General features: G+C 67.0%; 18 protein-coding genes. 15 read left to right on the forward strand and 3 right to left on the reverse strand.

The window, feature by feature from the left end; genetic code table 11:
• Positions 1–2 precede the first annotated feature (2 nt).
• The 12 genes from ABD002_RS11050 (at position 3) to ABD002_RS11105 (ending at position 13,620) form a co-directional block, all read left to right on the forward strand.
• On the forward strand, positions 3–2,033 hold the full coding sequence (locus ABD002_RS11050) for an ATP-binding protein (protein ID WP_343790958.1): 2,031 nt from the start codon (positions 3–5) through the stop codon (positions 2,031–2,033).
• 78 nt (positions 2,034–2,111) lie between these two features.
• Complete coding sequence (locus ABD002_RS11055) at positions 2,112–3,116, forward strand: methionine ABC transporter ATP-binding protein (RefSeq protein WP_343790961.1); 1,005 nt, start codon at positions 2,112–2,114, stop codon at positions 3,114–3,116.
• A complete protein-coding gene (locus tag ABD002_RS11060; RefSeq protein WP_343790964.1) occupies positions 3,116–3,781 on the forward strand; it encodes a methionine ABC transporter permease in 666 nt (221 codons plus the stop codon). Before ABD002_RS11055 ends, ABD002_RS11060 begins: the two co-directional genes overlap by 1 nt.
• Before the next feature lie 99 nt (positions 3,782–3,880).
• Positions 3,881–4,651 (forward strand): MetQ/NlpA family ABC transporter substrate-binding protein, encoded by a 771-nt coding sequence (locus ABD002_RS11065; protein ID WP_343790967.1) that lies wholly within the window; start codon positions 3,881–3,883, stop codon positions 4,649–4,651.
• 87 nt (positions 4,652–4,738) lie between these two features.
• Positions 4,739–6,214: an anthranilate synthase component I gene (trpE, locus tag ABD002_RS11070; protein WP_343790970.1), complete on the forward strand. Its 1,476-nt coding sequence runs from the start codon at positions 4,739–4,741 to the stop codon at positions 6,212–6,214.
• A 286-nt stretch (positions 6,215–6,500) separates the two neighbouring features.
• Positions 6,501–7,409: a CPBP family intramembrane glutamic endopeptidase gene (locus tag ABD002_RS11075; protein ID WP_343790973.1), complete on the forward strand. Its 909-nt coding sequence runs from the start codon at positions 6,501–6,503 to the stop codon at positions 7,407–7,409.
• A 16-nt stretch (positions 7,410–7,425) separates the two neighbouring features.
• Positions 7,426–9,147, forward strand: a complete 1,722-nt coding sequence (gene ybaL / locus ABD002_RS11080; protein WP_343790976.1) for a YbaL family putative K(+) efflux transporter — start codon at positions 7,426–7,428, stop codon at positions 9,145–9,147.
• Positions 9,148–9,222: 75 nt separating this feature from the next.
• Positions 9,223–9,819, forward strand: a complete 597-nt coding sequence (locus ABD002_RS11085; RefSeq protein WP_343790979.1) for an anthranilate synthase component II — start codon at positions 9,223–9,225, stop codon at positions 9,817–9,819.
• A 69-nt stretch (positions 9,820–9,888) separates the two neighbouring features.
• Positions 9,889–10,935: an anthranilate phosphoribosyltransferase gene (gene trpD / locus ABD002_RS11090; RefSeq protein ID WP_343790982.1), complete on the forward strand. Its 1,047-nt coding sequence runs from the start codon at positions 9,889–9,891 to the stop codon at positions 10,933–10,935.
• A gap of 1 nt (position 10,936) precedes the next feature.
• Positions 10,937–11,749, forward strand: coding sequence for an indole-3-glycerol phosphate synthase TrpC (trpC, locus tag ABD002_RS11095; protein WP_343790985.1), 813 nt, complete (start codon positions 10,937–10,939; stop codon positions 11,747–11,749).
• A gap of 35 nt (positions 11,750–11,784) precedes the next feature.
• A complete protein-coding gene (locus ABD002_RS11100; protein WP_343790988.1) occupies positions 11,785–12,483 on the forward strand; it encodes a haloacid dehalogenase-like hydrolase in 699 nt (232 codons plus the stop codon).
• Positions 12,484–12,603: 120 nt separating this feature from the next.
• Positions 12,604–13,620, forward strand: a complete 1,017-nt coding sequence (locus ABD002_RS11105; protein WP_343790991.1) for a GNAT family N-acetyltransferase — start codon at positions 12,604–12,606, stop codon at positions 13,618–13,620.
• A 25-nt stretch (positions 13,621–13,645) separates the two neighbouring features.
• On the opposite strand, the gene crp is transcribed toward ABD002_RS11105, so the two are convergent.
• Positions 13,646–14,260: a cAMP-activated global transcriptional regulator CRP gene (gene crp / locus ABD002_RS11110; protein ID WP_379989068.1), complete on the reverse strand. Its 615-nt coding sequence runs from the start codon at positions 14,258–14,260 to the stop codon at positions 13,646–13,648.
• Between the two features lie 338 nt (positions 14,261–14,598).
• Here crp and speD point away from each other — a divergent pair, with 338 nt between their 5' ends.
• The gene (gene speD / locus ABD002_RS11115; RefSeq protein ID WP_343790994.1) at positions 14,599–15,384 is read left to right on the forward strand and encodes an adenosylmethionine decarboxylase; all 786 of its coding nucleotides are present in this window, start codon (positions 14,599–14,601) and stop codon (positions 15,382–15,384) included.
• 136 nt (positions 15,385–15,520) lie between these two features.
• Here speD and coq7 read toward each other — a convergent pair whose 3' ends face one another.
• Positions 15,521–16,165 carry a 2-polyprenyl-3-methyl-6-methoxy-1,4-benzoquinone monooxygenase gene (coq7, locus tag ABD002_RS11120; protein ID WP_343790997.1) on the reverse strand — a complete coding sequence of 215 codons (645 nt, stop codon included), beginning with the start codon at positions 16,163–16,165 and terminating at the stop codon, positions 15,521–15,523.
• Entirely contained in the window at positions 16,162–17,394 is a 1,233-nt protein-coding gene (locus ABD002_RS11125; RefSeq protein ID WP_343791000.1) for a (Fe-S)-binding protein, read from the reverse strand. The genes coq7 and ABD002_RS11125 overlap by 4 nt, the downstream gene beginning before the upstream one ends.
• Before the next feature lie 142 nt (positions 17,395–17,536).
• Here ABD002_RS11125 and rplM point away from each other — a divergent pair, with 142 nt between their 5' ends.
• Positions 17,537–17,971 carry a 50S ribosomal protein L13 gene (rplM, locus tag ABD002_RS11130; RefSeq protein WP_343791002.1) on the forward strand — a complete coding sequence of 145 codons (435 nt, stop codon included), beginning with the start codon at positions 17,537–17,539 and terminating at the stop codon, positions 17,969–17,971.
• Positions 17,972–18,037: 66 nt separating this feature from the next.
• Positions 18,038–18,430: a 30S ribosomal protein S9 gene (rpsI, locus tag ABD002_RS11135; protein ID WP_343791005.1), complete on the forward strand. Its 393-nt coding sequence runs from the start codon at positions 18,038–18,040 to the stop codon at positions 18,428–18,430.
• The last annotated feature ends 4 nt before the right edge of the window (positions 18,431–18,434 follow it).

Raw genomic sequence — 18,434 nt, forward strand, 5'->3', positions numbered from 1 at the left:
CCATGTCCCTGCGCTTCAAACTTCTGCTCGTCGCACTCTCCACGCTCGCGCTGCCGTGGGCCGGCTGGCAGTTCGTCGAGCAGACCGAGGCGCTGCTGCGCCAGGGCCAGGAACAGGCCCTGCTCGCGTCGGCCGGCATGCTCGCGAAGGCGCTCGATGCGCGGCGCATCGAATTGCCGCAGACGGAGTCGGTGCTGTACGTCAATCGCGTGGGCGAGCCGATCGTGGTCGATGGTTATGGCGACGACTGGGCGACCCTGAAGCCGTTTGCGCAGGCGCTCGGTCCTGCGCATGACGCGCAGAAGTTGCGCGTGCTGCTCGCGCGCGGCCGCGATGGCCTGTACCTGTTCGCCGAGGTGCGCGACGCCACGCGCACACGAGTGGATCCTACGGATCCACGGGCGGCGATCAGCGATCACGTCACCCTCGTGCTGGTTCGTGGCGCCGAGACGCAGCGCTATCTGCTCTCGAGCGCAGCGCCCGGCGCATTCGGTGCGCCGGCGCAGGGCCGGGCGGAGGGACTGCCCGATCATGTTTCGGGTGTGCTGCAGGAAGACGGCTCCGGCTACCGCATCGAGCTGCGCCTGCCACGTGGGGTCGAGCCGGAACGGATCGGGCTCGGCGTCTACGACGCGGCGCAGCCCGGCACGGACTCTCCCGAGCCGCGCGCGCTGATCGCCTATGACGACGCAGCCGCACGTACATTGCAGCCGCTGGTGCCGGAGCATGCGCGTGCGCGCATCGTCGCCGCCGATGCATGGCTGCTCGCCGATGCGGGCCGTCTCGCGGCCGCCGATGCGGCGCGCGAGGAGAAATCCGGCTGGCTCGCCAACCTGGTCTATCGAGCCGCGATCGCGCCAGCCTTCAGCGGCTCCGCCGCGCTCGGCGGCGATCCGCCGCGCATCGACGCGACCGAGGTCTGGCAGGCCCTGTCCGGCGTCGCGGCGACCAGCTGGCGCGCGGCCGAGCAGGACGGCGTGGTCGTGCTGGCCGCGGCGGTGCCGTTGCAGGGCGCCGAGGGCACGCGTGGTGCGCTGTTGCTGGAACAGGCCAATCGCGCGCTGCCGCTGCTTGCGAACCGCGCATTGCTCGGCCTCGCTGGTGCCACCCTGGCTGCGCTCGCAATTGCCGGTGCGATCCTGCTCATCTTCGGTGCCTCGTTGTCGTTCCGCATCCGCCGCCTGCGCAACGCGGCCGAGCGCGCGGTGAGGACGTCCGGACGGCTGGATGGCCCATTGCCGCTGATCGACTCGCCCGACGAGCTGGGCGATCTTGCGCGCAGCTTCGGCCGGCTGGTCGACGAGGTCGGTTCGTACACCGAGTACTTGCGCACGCTGGCATCGAAGCTGTCGCATGAGCTCAACACGCCGCTCGCGATCGTGAAGTCCTCACTGGACAACCTCGATCATCACGAACTGCCGGCGGCCGCGCGGCCGTATCTGTCGCGCGCGCGCGATGGCGCGGAGCGGCTCGGCACGATCGTGCGCGCGATGAGCGAGGCGAACCGCATCGAGCGCGCGATCGCCTCGGCGGATGCCGAGGATTTCGACCTGCGCGCGCTGGTCGCCGGCTGTGCCGAGGGTTATCGCACGCTGTGCGGCGGCCGCGAACTCCGGCTCGACCTGCCGGCTGCAGCACTGCCGTTCCATGGCGCACCGGAACTGATCGCGCAGGCGCTCGACAAGCTGTTCGACAATGCACGCTCGTTCACGCCGGTGGACGGCTGGATCGCGCTCGTGCTGGAGCGTGATGGGAATGGCGCGACGATCCGCTTTGCGAATTCGGGTTCGCTGCTGCCGGCTGCGATGCAGGAGCGTTTGTTCGACTCGCTGGTCAGCATGCGCGGCAAGGGCGCGGCCGGCGGCGAGACGCCGCACCTCGGCCTCGGCCTGTACGTCGTGCGTCTCGTCGCCGAGTTGCACCGCGGCCACGCCGCCGCGCGCAATCTCGACGACGACCGTGGCGTCGAATTCACGCTGACCTTGGCCGGCATGCCACGGCGGCGGCTCGCCGAAGACGACGCGACCGCATAGTGCGAGGCATCCCGCGCGGATCGCTCCGCAAGGCATGGACGGACGGATGTCTATACGGACGGATGTCTATAATGCCGCATGATCGAATTCGACGGCATCCACAAGCACTATCGGGTCGGCGGCGGCGAAGTCCGCGCCTTGCATGCGCTCGACCTGGGTATCGCGCGCGGCGAGGTATTCGGCGTGATCGGCCATTCCGGCGCCGGCAAATCGACCCTGCTGCGCACGATCAACCTGATCGAGCGACCGAGCGGCGGGCGTCTGCTGATCGACGGCGAGGACATCAGCGGCCTGGACGGCGACGGTCTGCGTGCGCTGCGCCGGCGCATCGGCATGATCTTCCAGCACTTCAACCTGCTGGGATCGAAGACGGTCGCGCAGAACGTCGCGTTTCCGCTGCGTCTGGCCGGTCGGCCGCGTGCGGAGATCGCGCGCCGCGTCGGCGAGCTGCTCGAAAGAGTCGGTCTCGCCACGCGGGCGGACACGTATCCGGCGCAGCTCTCCGGCGGCCAGAAGCAGCGCGTCGGCATTGCGCGCGCGCGGGCCTGCGCACCGGACATCCTGCTCTGCGACGAGGCGACCAGCGCGCTCGATCCGGAAACGACCGCGTCGGTGCTGCAACTGCTCGGCGAACTCAATCGTGAGCTTGGCCTCACCATCGTGCTGATCACCCACGAGATGGATGTGATCCGCCGCGTCTGCGACCGCGTCGCGGTGCTCGACGCCGGCCATCTGGTCGAGAGCGGCGCGGTCGCCGACGTGTTCCTGCATCCGCGGCATCCAACCACGCGCCGCTTCGTGCTCGAAGCCGAGCATGTCGACGAGCGCGAGCGGCGCGCGGACCTGGCGCGGGCGAACGGTCGCATCGTGCGCCTGACCTTCCGCGGCGAGGCGACCTATGCGCCGCTGCTCGGCAGCGTCGCGCGTGCGAGCGGCGTCGACTACAGCATCCTCGCCGGCCGCATCGACCGCATCAAGGACACGCCCTACGGCCAGCTCACGCTGGCCCTGGTCGGCGGCGACATCGAGCGCGCGCTGCGCGCGTTCGCCGAAGCCGACGTGCAGGTCGAGGGGGTCGCTTGATGGAAGGCTGGTTCGCCAACATCGACTGGGCCGAGATCGGGCAGGCCAGCCTCGATACATTGCTGATGCTCGGCGGCTCGCTGCTTGCCAGCGTTGTGCTCGGCCTGCCGCTCGGCGTGCTGCTGTTCCTGACCGGCAAGCGCCAGCTGCTCGATCAGCCGGTGGTGTACGCGGCGCTCTCGTTCGTCGTCAACGTGCTGCGCTCGGTGCCGTTCATCATCCTCTTGATCGTGATGATCCCGTTCACGGTGCTGCTGGTCGGCACCTCGCTCGGCGTGGCCGGCGCGATTCCTCCGCTGGTCATCGGCACCGCGCCGTTCTTCGCGCGCCTGGTCGAAAGCGCATTGCGCGAAGTCGATCGCGGCATCATCGAGGCGAGCCAGGCGATGGGCGCCAGCACGCGCCAGATCGTGTTCGGCGCGTTGCTGCCGGAGGCGCTGCCGGGCCTCATCGCCGGCGTGACCGTGACCGCGATCGCGCTGGTCTCGTACACCGCGATGGCCGGCGTGATCGGCGCCGGTGGCCTCGGCGATCTCGCCGTGCGCTTCGGCTATCAGCGCTTCCAGACGGACGTGATGGTCGTCACCGTGGTCCTGTTGCTGATACTCGTGCAGGTATTGCAGATGCTCGGCGATCGTCTGGTCGCGCGCTTCAGCCGGCGCTGAACGTCGATATGACGCTTCGTCATGTCGTTGCGCGCAACGCGCATGTCGCCGGATTCGCGTGGCGCGCACAATTACGGCTTTCTCCAAAGGAAGAACGAAATGAAACGCTACCTCCTGCTCGCTGCGCTGGTCGCGTTCTCCGCGCACGCCGCGGAGACGCTCACCGTCGCTGCGACCGCGGTGCCGCATGCCGAGATCCTCGAAGTGGTCAAGCCGACGCTCGCTGCTGAAGGCGTCGACCTCAAGATCAAGGTGTTCACCGACTACGTGCAGCCGAACCTGCAGGTCGCCGAGAAACGCATCGATCTGAACTTCTTCCAGACCAAGCCCTATCTCGACGAATTCAACCGTGCCAAGGGCATGCACCTGGTGCCGGTGGTCGGCGTGCACATCGAGCCGTTCGCCTTGTACTCGAAGAAATTCAAGACGCTGGCCGAAGTCACCGACGGTGCCAGCGTGGCGCTGCCGAACGATGCCAGCAACGGCGGTCGCGCGCTGCTGCTGCTCGCCAAGGCCGGTCTGATCACGCTCAAGGATCCCGCGAGCGCGGTGTCGACGCTCAAGGACATCATCGCCAATCCGAAGCAGCTCAAGTTCCGCGAACTCGAGGCGGCGACGCTGCCGCGCATCCTCGGCCAGGTCGACCTTGCGTTGATCAACACCAACTACGCGCTTGACGCCAAGCTCGACCCAACCCATGACGCGCTCGCGATCGAGGACGGCAAGTCGCCCTACGTGAATTTCCTGGTTGGCCGCGAGGACAACAAGGACGCGCCGGCGGTGCACAAGCTCGCGGCCGCTCTGACCAGTGCGGACGTAAAAGCGTTCATCGAAAAGAAATACCACGGCGCGGTGGTGCCGGCGTTCTGAGAGGGTTCACGCAGCGTGACGGCAGCGGCGGCACCCCGTGTCCTGCTATCGTCGCGGTCCGAGAAACTGCCTCGACCGCTCGACGCCGTGATCACCCGCGAAGAATTCGCCGCGCTCGCGGCACAGGGTCACAACCGTATCCCCGTAGTGCGCGAGGTGCTGTCCGATCTCGACACGCCGCTGTCGGTGTACTTGAAACTCGCCGACGGGCCGTATTCCTACCTGTTCGAATCGGTCGAGGGCGGGGAGACCTGGGGCCGTCATTCGATCATCGGCCTGCCGTGCCGGCGCGTGTACGTGCTGCGCGGAAACACGCTGACCGTCGAAGAACTCGGCGAGGTCGTCGAAACGCGCGAGCTCGCCGATCCGCTCGCCGAGATCGAGAAGATCCGCGCGAGCTATCGCGTACCGCAGCTGCCGGGCCTGCCCGCGTTCAGCGGTGGCCTGGTCGGGCATTTCGGTTTCGAGACGGTCGGCTGGATCGAGCCGCGCCTCGCGCGCGCCAGCAAGCCCGATCTGCTCGGCACGCCGGATGCGCTGCTGATGCTGAGCGAGGAAGTCGCGGTGTTCGACAACCTCAAGGGTCGGCTGTACCTGATCGTGCATGCCGATCCCGCGCAGCCGCAGGCCTACGCGCGCGCGCGCAGGCGCCTCGACGAGCTTGCGTTCCGCCTGCGTCATTCCGGTTCCGGTTATCCCGACGTGCTCGATCCGAAGGCGCTCGAGGAAACCGATTTCAAGTCCAGTTTCACGCGCGACGAGTACGAAACAATGGTCGAACGCGCGAAGGAATACATCCGCGCCGGCGACATCTTCCAGGTCGTGCCCTCGCAGCGTTTGTCGGTGCCGTTCCGCGCGCGGCCGGTCGACGTGTATCGCGCGCTGCGTGCGTTGAATCCATCGCCGTACATGTATTTTCTCGATCTCGGCAACACCCAGATCGTCGGTTCGTCGCCAGAAATCCTGGTGCGCCTGAAGGAAGGCAAGGTCGTTGTCCGCCCGATCGCCGGCACGCGCCCACGTGGCAAGACGCACGAGGAAGACCTCGCGCTCGAAACCGAACTGCTCGTCGATGCGAAGGAGCGCGCCGAGCACCTGATGCTGATCGACCTCGGTCGCAATGACGTCGGTCGGGTCAGCAAGACCGGCAGCGTCGCGCTCACCGAGAGCTTCGTGATCGAGCGCTACTCGCACGTGATGCATATCGTCAGCCAGGTCGAAGGCGACCTGCGCGATGGTCTCTCCTACATGGACGTGCTGAAGGCGACGTTCCCGGCCGGCACCGTCAGCGGCGCGCCGAAGATCCGCGCGATCGAGATCATTCAGGAACTCGAACCGCACAAGCGCAACATCTACGCCGGCGCGATCGGCTACATCGGCTGGTGGGGCGACGCCGACACCGCGATCGCGATCCGCACCGCGGTGATCCAGGACGGCCGCTTGTACGTGCAGGCCGGCGGCGGCGTGGTGTTCGATTCCGATCCAACCATGGAGTGGGAGGAGACGATGAACAAGGGGCGCGCGTTGTTCCGCGCGGTGGCGCAGGCGGCGGGCGGACTCTGAGCCGACCTGCCCGGCAGGCATTCGTCGGCGCATTCGCGCGCTGCATGTCCGGTCGATCGGGGTGATCCATCGCGGTGCGATGAGCCGTGCGGATTTCGCGCCGAAATCCGCGAGTCGATCGCGAAGCGCACGTGCCGGCGGCAACGCGATAAACGGTGGCGGCGTATGCGCTGCCTAACCACGGATGCGTTCGCGCTGGAGCGGACGCGCGGTGATGACGGAAGTGGGAGTTGGGGCACTGCTTCGGTTATCGTCGGGACTCACGCCACCGCTCACGAGGACACCGATGCTCTTGTCGCTTGTCGTATCCGAAGGCCGCCTGCGTCCCATTTGGCGAGCATTGGTGTTCCTTGTCCTCGTGCTGTTCGTACTGCCCTGGTTGCTCAACGCACCAACGAATCTCGCTTGGAAGTTCCTGCATCTGGAAGATTCGCTGAATGCGGCAGCCGTCGCCTTCCAGGAAACGGAACTGCTGATCCAGGCATTGATCGCGACCGCCCTCTTCGCGTTCTACGAGCACAGGCGCATCGACGGCTACGGTCTGCCCGTCGCGCGCGCGCTGGGGTCTTCGACCTGGGAGGGCATGGCCGCGGGGGTCTTCATGGCGGCCATCGTCGCTGCCGGCATGTTGCTACTGGGCGGGATGCAGATAAACGGTTTCGCGACGACCGGCGGCGCGCTGGCGGCGTCCGCGCTCGCGTGGCTCGGCGCGAACATCGTCATCGCCGTGGCAGAAGAATTCTTCTTCCGCTCCTACGTGCTGCAGACGCTCTGGAGAAGCCTCGGGTTCTGGCCGGCTTCGATCGCGACGACGGCCGTGTTCGTGGCGCTGCATTATTTCTTCAAGCAAGGCGAGAACATCTGGGACGTGATCACGCTCGTGAGCCTGAGCTTGTTGATGTGCGATACGGTACGGCGCACCGGTACGCTCTGGTTCGCGGTCGGTTTTCACGTCGCTTTCGATTACATGCAGTTCTTCGTCATCGGCACGCCCAACGGCGCGCTGGTGCCGGTCGGGCGCATGCTGGACGTCAATTTCCAGGGGCCTGCCTGGTTGACCGGCGGCGTGCTGGGTACGGAAGCCAGCCTGCTGATGTATCCGGCCATCGCCCTGGTCTGGCTGTACGTCGTGGTTCGCTATCGCGACACACCGATCTGGCAGCCCGATCCCGAGGTCGCGCCGAAGAGGGCCTGACCGCACCGGAGTGCCCATGCCCCACCACGCCCTGATCACTACTCTGGTGTTTGCGCTGGTCCTTGCCTATGTCGCCGGCATGCTTGCGCAGCGGCTGCGGCTTGCGCCGATCGTCGGCTACCTCATCGCGGGTGTCGCGCTCGGGCCGTTCACGCCGGGGCTGGTCGCGGACCAGACGCTGGCGCCGGAGCTGTCCGAGATCGGCGTGATCCTGCTGATGTTCGGCGTCGGTCTGCATTTCTCGCTCGGCGACCTGCTTGCGGTGAGGGCAATTGCGATCCCGGGCGCGGTCGTGCAGATCTCGATCGCGACGCTGCTCGGCATGCTGCTCGCGTGGCTGCTCGGCTGGCCGCTCGGGGCAGGGCTGGTGTTCGGACTCGCGCTGTCCACGGCGAGCACGGTCGTGCTGCTGAGGGCGCTCGAGGAACGGCGCCTGCTCGAGACGAGTCGAGGTCGCATCGCGATCGGCTGGTTGATCGTCGAGGATCTTGCGATGGTGCTGGTGCTCGTGCTGCTGCCGGCACTGGCCGGTCTGCTCAGAGGCCACGTGGAAGGCACAACGGCGAACGGTGGAGTGCTCGCGGCCCTGGCAATCACGCTCGGCAAGGTCGCCGCGTTCGTGGCGTTGATGCTGATCGTCGGCCGCCGCGCGATTCCCTGGCTGCTCGAACGCACCGCAGGCACGGGTTCGCGCGAGTTGTTCACGCTGGCCGTGCTCGCGCTGGCGCTCGGCGTCGCCTACGCGTCGGCGATGCTGTTCGGGGTCTCGTTCGCGCTCGGCGCGTTCTTCGCCGGCATGGTGCTCAACGAATCGAAGCTGAGCCACCAGGCCGCGGAGGAGTCCTTGCCGTTCCGCGACGCGTTCGCGGTGCTGTTCTTCGTCTCGGTCGGCATGCTGTTCGATCCGATGATCCTGGTCCGTCAACCGCTGCCGGTGCTCGGCGTGTTCCTGATCATCGTGTTCGGCAAGTCGCTCGCCGCACTTGCCATCGTGCGTGCATTCGGACGGCCGCTCGAGGTCGGCCTGACGGTAGCGACCAGCCTCGCCCAGATTGGCGAGTTCGCCTTCATCCTCGCCGGGCTCGGCGCCAGCCTCGGCCTGCTGCCGAAGGACGGCAGTGATCTGATCCTCGCCGGCGCGATCCTGTCGATCATCGCCAATCCATTGCTGTTCGTCGCGCTGGACCGCTGGCAGGCGCGGCGTGAGGCGCGGGCCGCCGCCGACCTGAAGCGGATGGTCGGCGACGAAACCCCGGCCGGGCCGCTGTTACCGGATGGCGGGCACATCGTGCTGGTCGGCTTCGGCCGCGTCGGTTCGCTGGTCGGGCGCAGCCTGCGCCAGAACGGTCATGCGCTCGCGCTGATCGAGGCGGATCGCGATCTCCTCGCACAGGCGCGCGCGCTCGGCATCGCCGGTGTTCCAGGCAACGCGGCGGCCGAGGAAATGCTCGTGGCTGCGCATGCCTCCACCGCGCGCGCGCTGCTGGTCGCGATTCCACAGACGCTCGAGGCGGGCCAGATCATCCGGCACGCGCGCGCGCTCAATCCCGCCATTGCGGTGCTCGCACGCGCGCATTCGGACGACGAAGTCGCCTACCTGCTCGGCTGCGGCGCCGATGCGGCGGTGATGGGCGAGCGCGAGATCGCGCGTAGCATGTGCGAATCGGTGGACGGGCTTTCGCGCTATTTCGCACGGATGCGTGACGACCATGGCGCCGACGGGGCGGAGGCAACCTGATCGGCCGGCAGCGGCCTGTCACCTCCGCTTCGCTATACTTCCCGTTCCTGCAGCCCGCCGCTTCCGGTTCACGCCATGCTGTTGATGATCGACAACTACGACAGCTTCACCTGGAATCTCGTGCAGTATTTCGGCGAGCTGGGCGAGGATGTGCGGGTGATCCGCAATGACGAGATGACGCTGCCGGCGCTGCGCGCACTGGCACCTGCGGCGATCGTGATCTCGCCCGGACCGGGCACGCCGGACGATGCCGGTGTGTCGCTGGAGATCCTCGGCAAGCTGGCGGGCGTGGTGCCGATCTTCGGCGTCTGCCTCGGCCACCAGGCGATCGGTCAGGCCTTCGGCGGCAAGGTGGTGCGTGCGCGAGAAATCATGCACGGCAAGACCTCGCTGATCCATCACGACGGCAAGGGCGTGTTTCGCGGCCTGCCCAATCCGTTCGAGGCGACGCGTTACCACTCGCTGGTCGTCGAAAAATCCTCGCTGCCGGATTGCCTCGAAGTCTCCGCATGGACGCAGAACGCCGACGGTTCCGTCGACGAGATCATGGGTCTGCGCCATCGTTCGCTGCCGGTCGAGGGCGTGCAGTTCCATCCGGAATCGATCCTGACCCAGCATGGCCATGACCTGTTGCGCAATTTCCTGTCGCGCGAGCTGCAGCGCGCGGCGTAAATGAGTCGAGCTCCGTCCCACACCCTCTCCATCCAAGCCTCCACTTGAAGGGGTCTGAAGGCCGAAACCATGCCGATCACGCCGCAGGAAGCGCTCCAGCGCGCCATCGAACATCGCGAGATCTTCCATGACGAGATGGTCGATCTGATGCGCCAGATCATGCGCGGCGAGGTCTCACCGACGCTGGTCGCGGCGATCGTCGCCGGCCTTCGTGTGAAGAAGGAGACCATCGGCGAGATCACCGGTGCTGCGCGCGTGATGCGCGAGCTGGCCGCGAAGGTCGATGTCGGCGCGCCGTCGAACTTCGTCGATATCGTCGGCACCGGCGGCGATGGCGCGCACAGCTTCAACATCTCGACCGCGTCGATGTTCGTCGCGGCGGCGGCGCGCGCGCGCGTTGCCAAGCACGGCAACCGCAGCGTGTCGTCGAAGTCCGGCAGCGCCGACGTGCTGGAAGCGCTCGGCGCGGCGATCGACCTCGACGCGGAACAGGTTGCGCGCTGCTTCGAGGCGACTGGCATCGGCTTCATGTTCGCGCCAAATCATCATCCGGCGATGAAGGTGGTGGCACCGGTGCGGCGCGAGCTGGGCGTGCGTACGATCTTCAATATCCTCGGGCCGCTGACCAATCCGGCCGGCGCACCGAACATCCTGATGGGCGTGTTCCATCCGGACCTGGTCGGCATCCAGGTGCGCGCGCTGCAGCAGCTTGGCGCGCGCCATGCGCTGGTGGTCTGGGGTCGTGACGGCATGGACGAGATCTCACTCGGCGCGGCGACGATGGTCGGCGAGCTGCGCGATGGGGACGTGCACGAATACGAGATCGAACCCGAGGATTTCGGGCTGGTGATGGCGTCGAGCCGCAACCTGCGCGTCGCCAACGTCGCCGAATCGAAGGCGCTGCTGCTCGAGGCGCTGCACAACACGCCGGGTGTCGCACGCGACATCGTGCTGATGAACGCGGGCGCCGCGCTGTACGCGGCGGATGTCGTCGGCTCGATCCGCGAGGGCATTGTGCGTGCGCGCGCTGCCGTCGTGAGCGGTGCCGCGCTGGCGAAGCTGGAGGAGTTTGTCGAAGTGACCCGGCGGTTGGCCGGCGAGACGGTTGGCGGCTGAGATGTCCGATATCCTCCAGCGCATCCTCGCGCGCAAAGTCGAGGAAATCACCGAGCGCAGTGCACGCGTCCCGCTGACGGAGCTTTCCGCGCGTATCGCCGATCTGCCGCCGACGCGCGGCTTCGCCGCGGCGCTCGAAGCGAAGATCGAGGCGGGCGCACCGGCGGTGATCGCCGAGGTCAAGAAGGCGAGTCCGTCGAAAGGCGTGATCCGCGCGGACTTTGATCCGGCCGCGATCGCGCGCAGCTACGCGGCGGGTGGCGCGGCCTGCCTGTCGGTGCTGACCGACGCGGATTTCTTCCAGGGCAGCGAGGCGTATCTGGAACAGGCGCGCGCGGCCTGTGATCTGCCTGTGTTGCGCAAGGACTTCACGATCGATGCGTACCAGGTCTACGAGGCGCGCGCGATCGGCGCCGACTGCATCCTGCTGATCGTCGCCGCACTCGGCGACGCGGCGCTGCTCGAACTCGCGCTGCTCGCAGCCGAACTCGATCTGGATGTGCTCGTCGAGGTGCACGACGAGGCCGAGCTGGAGCGGGCGCTGGAGATCCCGGCGCCGCTGATCGGCGTGAACAACCGCAACCTGCGTACGTTCGAAACCTCGCTCGACACAACCTTGCGACTCCGTGAACGCGCGGGCGAGGATCGTCTGCTGGTCACCGAAAGCGGCATCCACACACCGGACGATGTCGCGCGCATGCGCGCTGCCGGCATCGGCGCGTTCCTGGTCGGCGAGGCGTTCATGCGTGCGCCCGATCCCGGCGCGGAACTGGCGCGGCTGTTCGGCACCGCGCGTCCGGCGAAGCCCGCCTAGGCTCGCCCGCCCGCTGCATCGGCGTACGCAACACGATGAACGAGGTCATGGTCTCCGCCAAGGCCGGCGCGCGGGGCAAACCGCGCGTGGTGCTGTTCGACTTCGATGGTGTGCTGGTCCGGGGCGATGCATTCACGCGGTTCATGCGCGACCGCTATGCGCACGCATGGTGGCGCGCGGTTCTCGTTCTGCCCCTGTGGCCGCTGCTCGCGCTGCTGGCAACGACGCCGCGCGGGCGCCGCACGGCCGCGCGCGTTCTCGTGCGCTGGGCCCTGTGCGGTGTCGGCGAGTCGTGTTACCGCGAGCTCGCGGAAACGTTCGGCCGTGCGTTGGCGCGTGATGCGCGCAACCTGTCGCGCGAGGCGCTGGCGGCGCTGAACGCGCACCGGCACGCGGGCGACCGCATCTTCGTCGCGACCGCCTGCGAGGAAATCCTTGCGCGCGCGATCCTCGACGAGCTCGGGTTGGCTGCGATCGAGCTGGTCGCGTCGCGCCTCGTGCCGGGCCGCCTCGGCATGCGCATCGCGCTGCACAATCGTGGCGTCGAGAAGGCGAATCAGCTGGCACGGCGCGGCGTACGACCGCCGTGGGACATCGTCTACAGCGACTCGCTCGACGATCTGCCAATCCTCGCGGCAGCGCGTTCGGCGGTGCTCGTGAACCCGAGCCGGCATCTGCTGGCGCGCGTCTCGGCCCGCCTCGGCCAGCGCGTTTCGATCGTGGAATGGAACTGACGGCGCTGCGGGTGCCTCGGACATGCGCCCGGCTCGCCCGAGCGGGGACTTGCGTCCTGTTCGATCAAGGATTAACGTAAGCACTTCCGTAAGTGCTTACTAAAAACTATGTTCCTGCATATGCAAGGCGAGCTGGCGCTCGGCAGTCGTTTCAAGGCGGTCAGCGAGAGTCTCTACGCGGTGGCGAATGCGACCTATCGTGCGAGTGGCGTGGAAATCGATGCGCACTGGTTCCCGCTGCTTCGATACCTGCAGGTGAAGGGGCCAGCGACCGTGACCGAGGTGGCGGCCGCGATCGGCCAGACCCATCCCGCGGTGAGCCAGCTCGCGGCAAAGCTGCGCAAGGGCGGCTGGATCACGCGCCGGACCGATCGCGCCGACGCGCGCCGCGGCATGCTCGAACTTTCCGCGGACGCCGAAGGCACGCTGGACCGGCTGGGGCCGATCTGGTGCGCGATCCGCCGCGGCGCGCGGGCGGCGGCGTTGCGCGGCCAGGGCTCGCTGATCGATGTGCTGGCCGGCTTCGAGGCGGACATCGACAGTGGCAGGCTCGCTGCCGAGATCCTCGCGCAACGCGATCGCCTGCTGGCCGCGCAGGTCGAGGTCCAGCCGTTCCGGGACGAATGGGCGGCGCACTTCCTGCGTATCAATGGGGAATGGCTGGAGCGCTACTTCGCGCTCGAAGCGGTCGATCGCGCGATGCTGGAGCGTCCGCGAGAGCATGTGCTCGACCCGGGCGGCGCGATCCTGTTCGCGCTGCTCGATGGCGAAGTGATCGGTACTTGCGCGCTGCTCAGGGAATCGCCGGGTGTCTACGAGCTCTCGAAGATGGCGGTCGAGACCGGCTATCGCGGCCTCGGCGCCGGGCGCAAGCTGCTCGATGCGGCGATCGCCGAGTTTCGCAGGCGGCAGGGCAGCACCCTGTTCCTCGAATCGAACGCGCGGCTCAAGCCTGCGCTGGCGCTCTACGAGAGCGCGGGCTTCGTGCACCATCCGGCGCCGCGTCCGGGCAGCCACTACCAGCGCGCCGACGTCTACATGGTGTACGAACCCGCCGCGACCAAGACGACCGCAGCGACGGCCAAGGCCATCGGCGACCGACGCGCGCGGCCACCGCGACAGACGTCGGTGCGCTGAGCGCCGCTCGGGCGCCGGCGCCAGCTCAGCGCGTGCCGAGCACCACGATGGTCTTGCCGGCCACCGAGATCATGCCCTGTTCCTCGAGTTGCTTGAGCACGCGACCGACCATCTCGCGCGAGCAGCCGACGATGCGGCTGATCTCCTGGCGCGAGATGCGGATCTGCTTGCCGCTCGGGTGGGTCATCGCGTCCGGTTCCTCGATCAGATCGAGCAGGGTCTTGGCAACGCGGCCGGTCACGTCCATGAACGCAAGGCGGCTGACCTTGCGCGAGGTATGCAGCAACCGGTTGGTCAGCTGCGAGCCGATCGCGAACAGGATCTTCGGACACTCGTCGCGCAGCGGCCCCTCGAACAGGTTGAACATGCGTTCGTAGCCGATCTCGGCGAGCTCACACGGCGTGCGCGTGCGCACCATGACCTCGCGGCGCGGCGTCTCGACGAACAGGCCCATCTCGCCAATGAATTCGCCACGGTTCAGGTAGGCGAGGATCAATTCGCGACCTTCCTCGTCTTCCGAGGAGACGGTCAGCGAACCGTCGATCACGTAATAGAGGATGTTTGCCGAGTCGCCAGGCCGGATGATCGCGGTCTTGCTGGCGTACCGGCGGCGGTGGCATGCACCGAGGAAGCGCTCCATCGCGGCGCGATCCGGGGTCAGCATCGGCGGTGCCTGGACACGGTTCACTTCACGCTGCAGCGTGTAACGAAAATCTGCGATCTTGCCTTGTGCTTCCACTCAGGCCCCTTCTTCGTCCGATCGCGGCGGGTGCCGCGTCGCGACGGAACGTACGGAAATCCATACGTTTGCGAGCCCGGCGCGAGTAGACGTTGCCACAGTTTATTGCAAATCGTGCCACGCGTGCGGATTCGCGCTCGCGGTTTCATCGCGGTGCCGCTTGGCCCATAATCCGCGCCCCCGGCGAGCGTGTACGCCGTGCCGGGATTCTGTTGTCGTCCGTATCGAGGTAGGCCGCCGTGGTCAAACCAATTCCGCGCTTGCAGCTGCAAGGTTTCAACAACCTGACAAAAGCGCTCAGCTTCAACATCTACGACATCTGCTATGCGGTGTCGGAGGACCAGCGCCAGCGCTACATCGAGTACATCGACGAGCAGTACGACTCGGACCGCCTGACCCAGATTCTGACGGATGTCGCCGACATCATCGGCGCGAACATCCTGAACATCGCGCGCCAGGACTACGACCCGCAGGGCGCCTCGGTGACGATCCTGATCTCCGAGCACCCGATCGTCGAGAAGCTCGGCCGCGACATGATCTCGGACGCGGTGGTCGCGCACCTGGACAAGAGCCACATCACGGTGCACACCTATCCGGAGACGCACCCGCACAACGGCATCGCGACGTTCCGAGCCGACATCGACGTGGCCACCTGCGGCGTGATCTCGCCGCTGAAGGCATTGAACTTCCTGATCGACAGCTTCGAGTCCGACATCGTCACGATGGACTACCGTGTGCGCGGTTTCACCCGCGACGTGAAGGGCCGCAAGCACTACATCGACCACAAGATCAACTCGATCCAGGATTATCTGGCCAAGCACATCCGCCAGAAATACGAGATGTTCGACGTCAACGTCTACCAGGAAAACATCTTCCATACGAAGATGCACATCAAGGACTTCGACCTCGACACCTACCTGTTCGAGGCGAACGCGGACGACCTCTCGTTCAAGGAGCGCCAGCGCATCGAGCTGCTGCTGAAGCGCGAGATCGAGGAGCTGTTCCACGGTCGCAATTTGATGTAGCCAAAAAGCGACCGTAGGAGCGGCTTCAGCCGCGATGCTCTTGCTCTGACGCTCACGACAGAGGCATCGCGGCTGAAGCCGCTCCTACAGATGCAGGAGTTCTTGCGGCGGTCCCGCGAAAGCCAGTGCATCGCGCTCACAGCCGATACGCGACCGTCTTCATCACATTCGAGGCAAAACGCATCAGCGTCGGGATGGGCGGCGGCAGTTCCACGGCGCCGGCGGCCTGCGCGGTGCGGGCGTGGCGCGCCTCGTCATCCTTCATGCGCGCGACGATCGCCCGGCTGCGCTCGTCGCCGGGCGGCAGCGTTTCCAGATGCTCGCCGAGGTGGGCCTCGACCTGACGCTCGGTCTCGACCACGAAACCGAGGCTGAGCCGGTCGCCGACGATGCCGGCGGCCGCGCCGATCGCATAGGCGCCGGCGTACCAGAGCGGATTCAGCAGGCTGACGCGACTGCCGAGTTCATCGAGGCGCTCGCCGCACCAGGCCAGGTGATCGGTTTCCTCGGCGGCCGCCGCAAGCATCTGGGCGCGCAAGGCCTCATTGCGCGCGACCTTGGCCTGGCCGAAATACAGCGCCTGCGCGCAGACCTCGCCGACATGGTTCACGCGCATCAGGCCGGCGGCATGGCGTCGTGCGGAATCGTCGAGATCGGCCTCGGGAAGGTCGCCGGCCGGTGACGGCTGCGATGCGACCGGCGTCGAGACGAATACGGTTTCGAGCGCGCGTTCGATCTCGACGAACGTGCGATCCAGTGGCGAAAGCGTGCGCAAGGTCATGACGCGGCATTGTCCAGTTGTTGCGCGAGCAATGCCAGCGGATGCAGCACCGGAATGCCCGCGGCACGTTCGCGCAGGCCGTTGCCGAGATGGATGCGGCAGCCGATGTTGGTGGTCAGCAGCAGATCGGGCGACAACGCCCGCGCCTGGTCGAGTTTCTCGCTGCGCAGACGATCCGCGAAATCCGCATGCTCGAGGAAATAGCTGCCGGCCGCGCCACAGCAGCGCGGCTGTTCCGGCAGCGTCAGCACCGCGAGCTGCGGGATCCGCGCAAGCAACGTGCGGATCGATGCAACCGCGCCGACCACATTGACCTGCGTGCACGGCAGATGCAGCGCAGCACGTACGGGCAGCGGCCGGAAGCGCAGCGTCGCGAAACCGGGGTCGGCGGCCAGGAATGCATGCAGATCCATCGCGCGTTGCGCGGTGCCGGCCAGCACCTGGTCGCGCAGGTCGCCGTAGCAGCCGCTGGCGCTGACCAGCACGATCTCGGCGTCGGTCGCCGCCAGCGCCGCTCGCGTTGCCGTGGCCTGGGTTTGTGCGGAAGCGATGTCGCCGGCGTGTCGCGGCAGCGCGCCGCAGCAGTGCGTGCCAGCGGCCTCGACGACCTCGTAACCAAGGGTTTCGAGCAGGCAGCGGCTGGCGGCGAGCGTGTCGCGGTCGTAGACGCTCGCGACACAGCCGCGGAACAGCGCGACGCGTCCGCGTGTGCCTGTGGCGGACTTCGTTGCGGCAAAGCGGGCAGCGCGCGGCAGCGCCGGTTGCGCCGCGGCAAGCCGCCGCCAGTTCGAATTTTTCGGCAGCAGGTGCGCCAGTACAGGCAGCCAGTGCCCGGTGCGCAGTGCAGCGCCGACGCGCGCAAGCGCGGTCAGCCTCAGTGGATCGCGCAGCCAGCGCAGCAGCGGTCCGGGTGCGGGGCGTGCCCCGACGAGCCCGGCACGTGCACCGACCAGGATCTCGTCGTACCTGACCTGCGAGGGGCAGACCTTCTGGCAGGACAGACACCCCAGACAATGGTCGAGATGGGCCAACGCGGTCGGCGACGGCGCCAGCGCGCCGGTCGTCAACGCCCGTGCCAGCGCGATGCGCCCGCGCGGCGATTCGGCTTCGATGTTCTCGAGCCGATAAGTCGGGCAGTGCGGCAGGCACAGGCCGCACATCACGCATTGATCGATCAGGGCCAGCAGGCGCGCGTCGGCCGCGGGCAGGGCCGGAGCAGGGGTGGACATGGGATTCATGCTATCATTGCCGATCACGTTGACAGGCGGTGCCTCGTGCCCGGCTGTTGCCAGCCGCGGGCTGTTCCGCTATCCTCCCGCGCCCTCATTTATGACGAGCCCGTTTCCAGGGCCCAGCCAGAGTCTTTCGGATATGAAAACGATCAGCGCCAAGGCAGAAGGCGTCAAACGCGATTGGTACGTGGTCGACGCCACCGACAAGACGCTCGGCCGTCTGTGCACCGAACTCGCGCATCGCCTGCGCGGCAAGCACAAGCCGATCTACACCCCGCACGTGGATACCGGCGATTACCTCGTCGTGATCAACGCGGAGAAGATCGCGGTCACCGGCAACAAGCTGGAAGACAAGAACTATCACCGCTTCACCGGTTACGTCGGCAACCTCAAGACCACTTCGCTCAAGGACATGCTGGCCAAGCATCCGGAGCGCGTGATCGAGATCGGCGTCAAGGGCATGCTGCCGAAGAACCCGCTGGGTCGTGCGATGTATCGCAAGCTCAAGGTCTACGCCGGCGCGAATCACCCGCACACCGCCCAGCAGCCGCAGGTGCTGGACATCAAGGCGTAATGCGATTCCCTCGCAAGAGCCCGCACATCCTTGTGCGGACTTCTCAACGAAAAGCATAGAACTCACATGGCTACTCAGCAGAACTACGGCACCGGCCGTCGCAAGTCCTCCGCAGCACGCGTGTTCCTGCGCAAGGGCAGCGGCAGCATCGTCGTGAACGGCAAGCCGCTCGACGATTTCTTCGGCCGCGAGACCTCGCGCATGATCGTGCGCCAGCCGCTCGAACTGACCCAGAATCATGACAAGTTCGACGTCCTGGTTACGGTCGAGGGCGGCGGCATGACCGGCCAGGCTGGCGCGATCCGCCTCGGCATCGCCCGCGCGCTGGTCGAGTACGACGAGACGCTGAAGTCGCCGCTGCGCAAGGCCGGGTTCATGACCCGTGACGCGCGCGAGGTCGAGCGCAAGAAGGTCGGCCTGCACAAGGCGCGCCGCGCGACGCAGTACTCGAAGCGCTAAACTG

This window comes from Dokdonella soli (genome assembly GCF_039523175.1).
Classification (GTDB): Bacteria; Pseudomonadota; Gammaproteobacteria; order Xanthomonadales; family Rhodanobacteraceae; genus Dokdonella_A; species Dokdonella_A soli.

Coding starts and splice junctions, on each gene's coding strand:
- ABD002_RS11050 (WP_343790958.1), top strand. CDS start 3: ATGTCCCTGCGCTTCAAACTTCTGCTCGTCGCACTCTCCACGCTCGCG.
- ABD002_RS11060 (WP_343790964.1), top strand. CDS start 3,116: ATGGAAGGCTGGTTCGCCAACATCGACTGGGCCGAGATCGGGCAGGCC.
- ABD002_RS11065 (WP_343790967.1), top strand. CDS start 3,881: ATGAAACGCTACCTCCTGCTCGCTGCGCTGGTCGCGTTCTCCGCGCAC.
- rplM (WP_343791002.1), top strand. CDS start 17,537: ATGAAAACGATCAGCGCCAAGGCAGAAGGCGTCAAACGCGATTGGTAC.
- ABD002_RS11085 (WP_343790979.1), top strand. CDS start 9,223: ATGCTGTTGATGATCGACAACTACGACAGCTTCACCTGGAATCTCGTG.
- crp (WP_379989068.1), bottom strand. CDS start 14,260: ATGGAGCGCTTCCTCGGTGCATGCCACCGCCGCCGGTACGCCAGCAAG.
- ABD002_RS11105 (WP_343790991.1), top strand. CDS start 12,604: ATGCAAGGCGAGCTGGCGCTCGGCAGTCGTTTCAAGGCGGTCAGCGAG.
- rpsI (WP_343791005.1), top strand. CDS start 18,038: ATGGCTACTCAGCAGAACTACGGCACCGGCCGTCGCAAGTCCTCCGCA.
- ABD002_RS11125 (WP_343791000.1), bottom strand. CDS start 17,394: ATGTCCACCCCTGCTCCGGCCCTGCCCGCGGCCGACGCGCGCCTGCTG.
- ABD002_RS11075 (WP_343790973.1), top strand. CDS start 6,501: ATGCTCTTGTCGCTTGTCGTATCCGAAGGCCGCCTGCGTCCCATTTGG.
- trpC (WP_343790985.1), top strand. CDS start 10,937: ATGTCCGATATCCTCCAGCGCATCCTCGCGCGCAAAGTCGAGGAAATC.
- ybaL (WP_343790976.1), top strand. CDS start 7,426: ATGCCCCACCACGCCCTGATCACTACTCTGGTGTTTGCGCTGGTCCTT.
- trpD (WP_343790982.1), top strand. CDS start 9,889: ATGCCGATCACGCCGCAGGAAGCGCTCCAGCGCGCCATCGAACATCGC.
- ABD002_RS11055 (WP_343790961.1), top strand. CDS start 2,112: ATGATCGAATTCGACGGCATCCACAAGCACTATCGGGTCGGCGGCGGC.
- ABD002_RS11100 (WP_343790988.1), top strand. CDS start 11,785: ATGAACGAGGTCATGGTCTCCGCCAAGGCCGGCGCGCGGGGCAAACCG.
- coq7 (WP_343790997.1), bottom strand. CDS start 16,165: ATGACCTTGCGCACGCTTTCGCCACTGGATCGCACGTTCGTCGAGATC.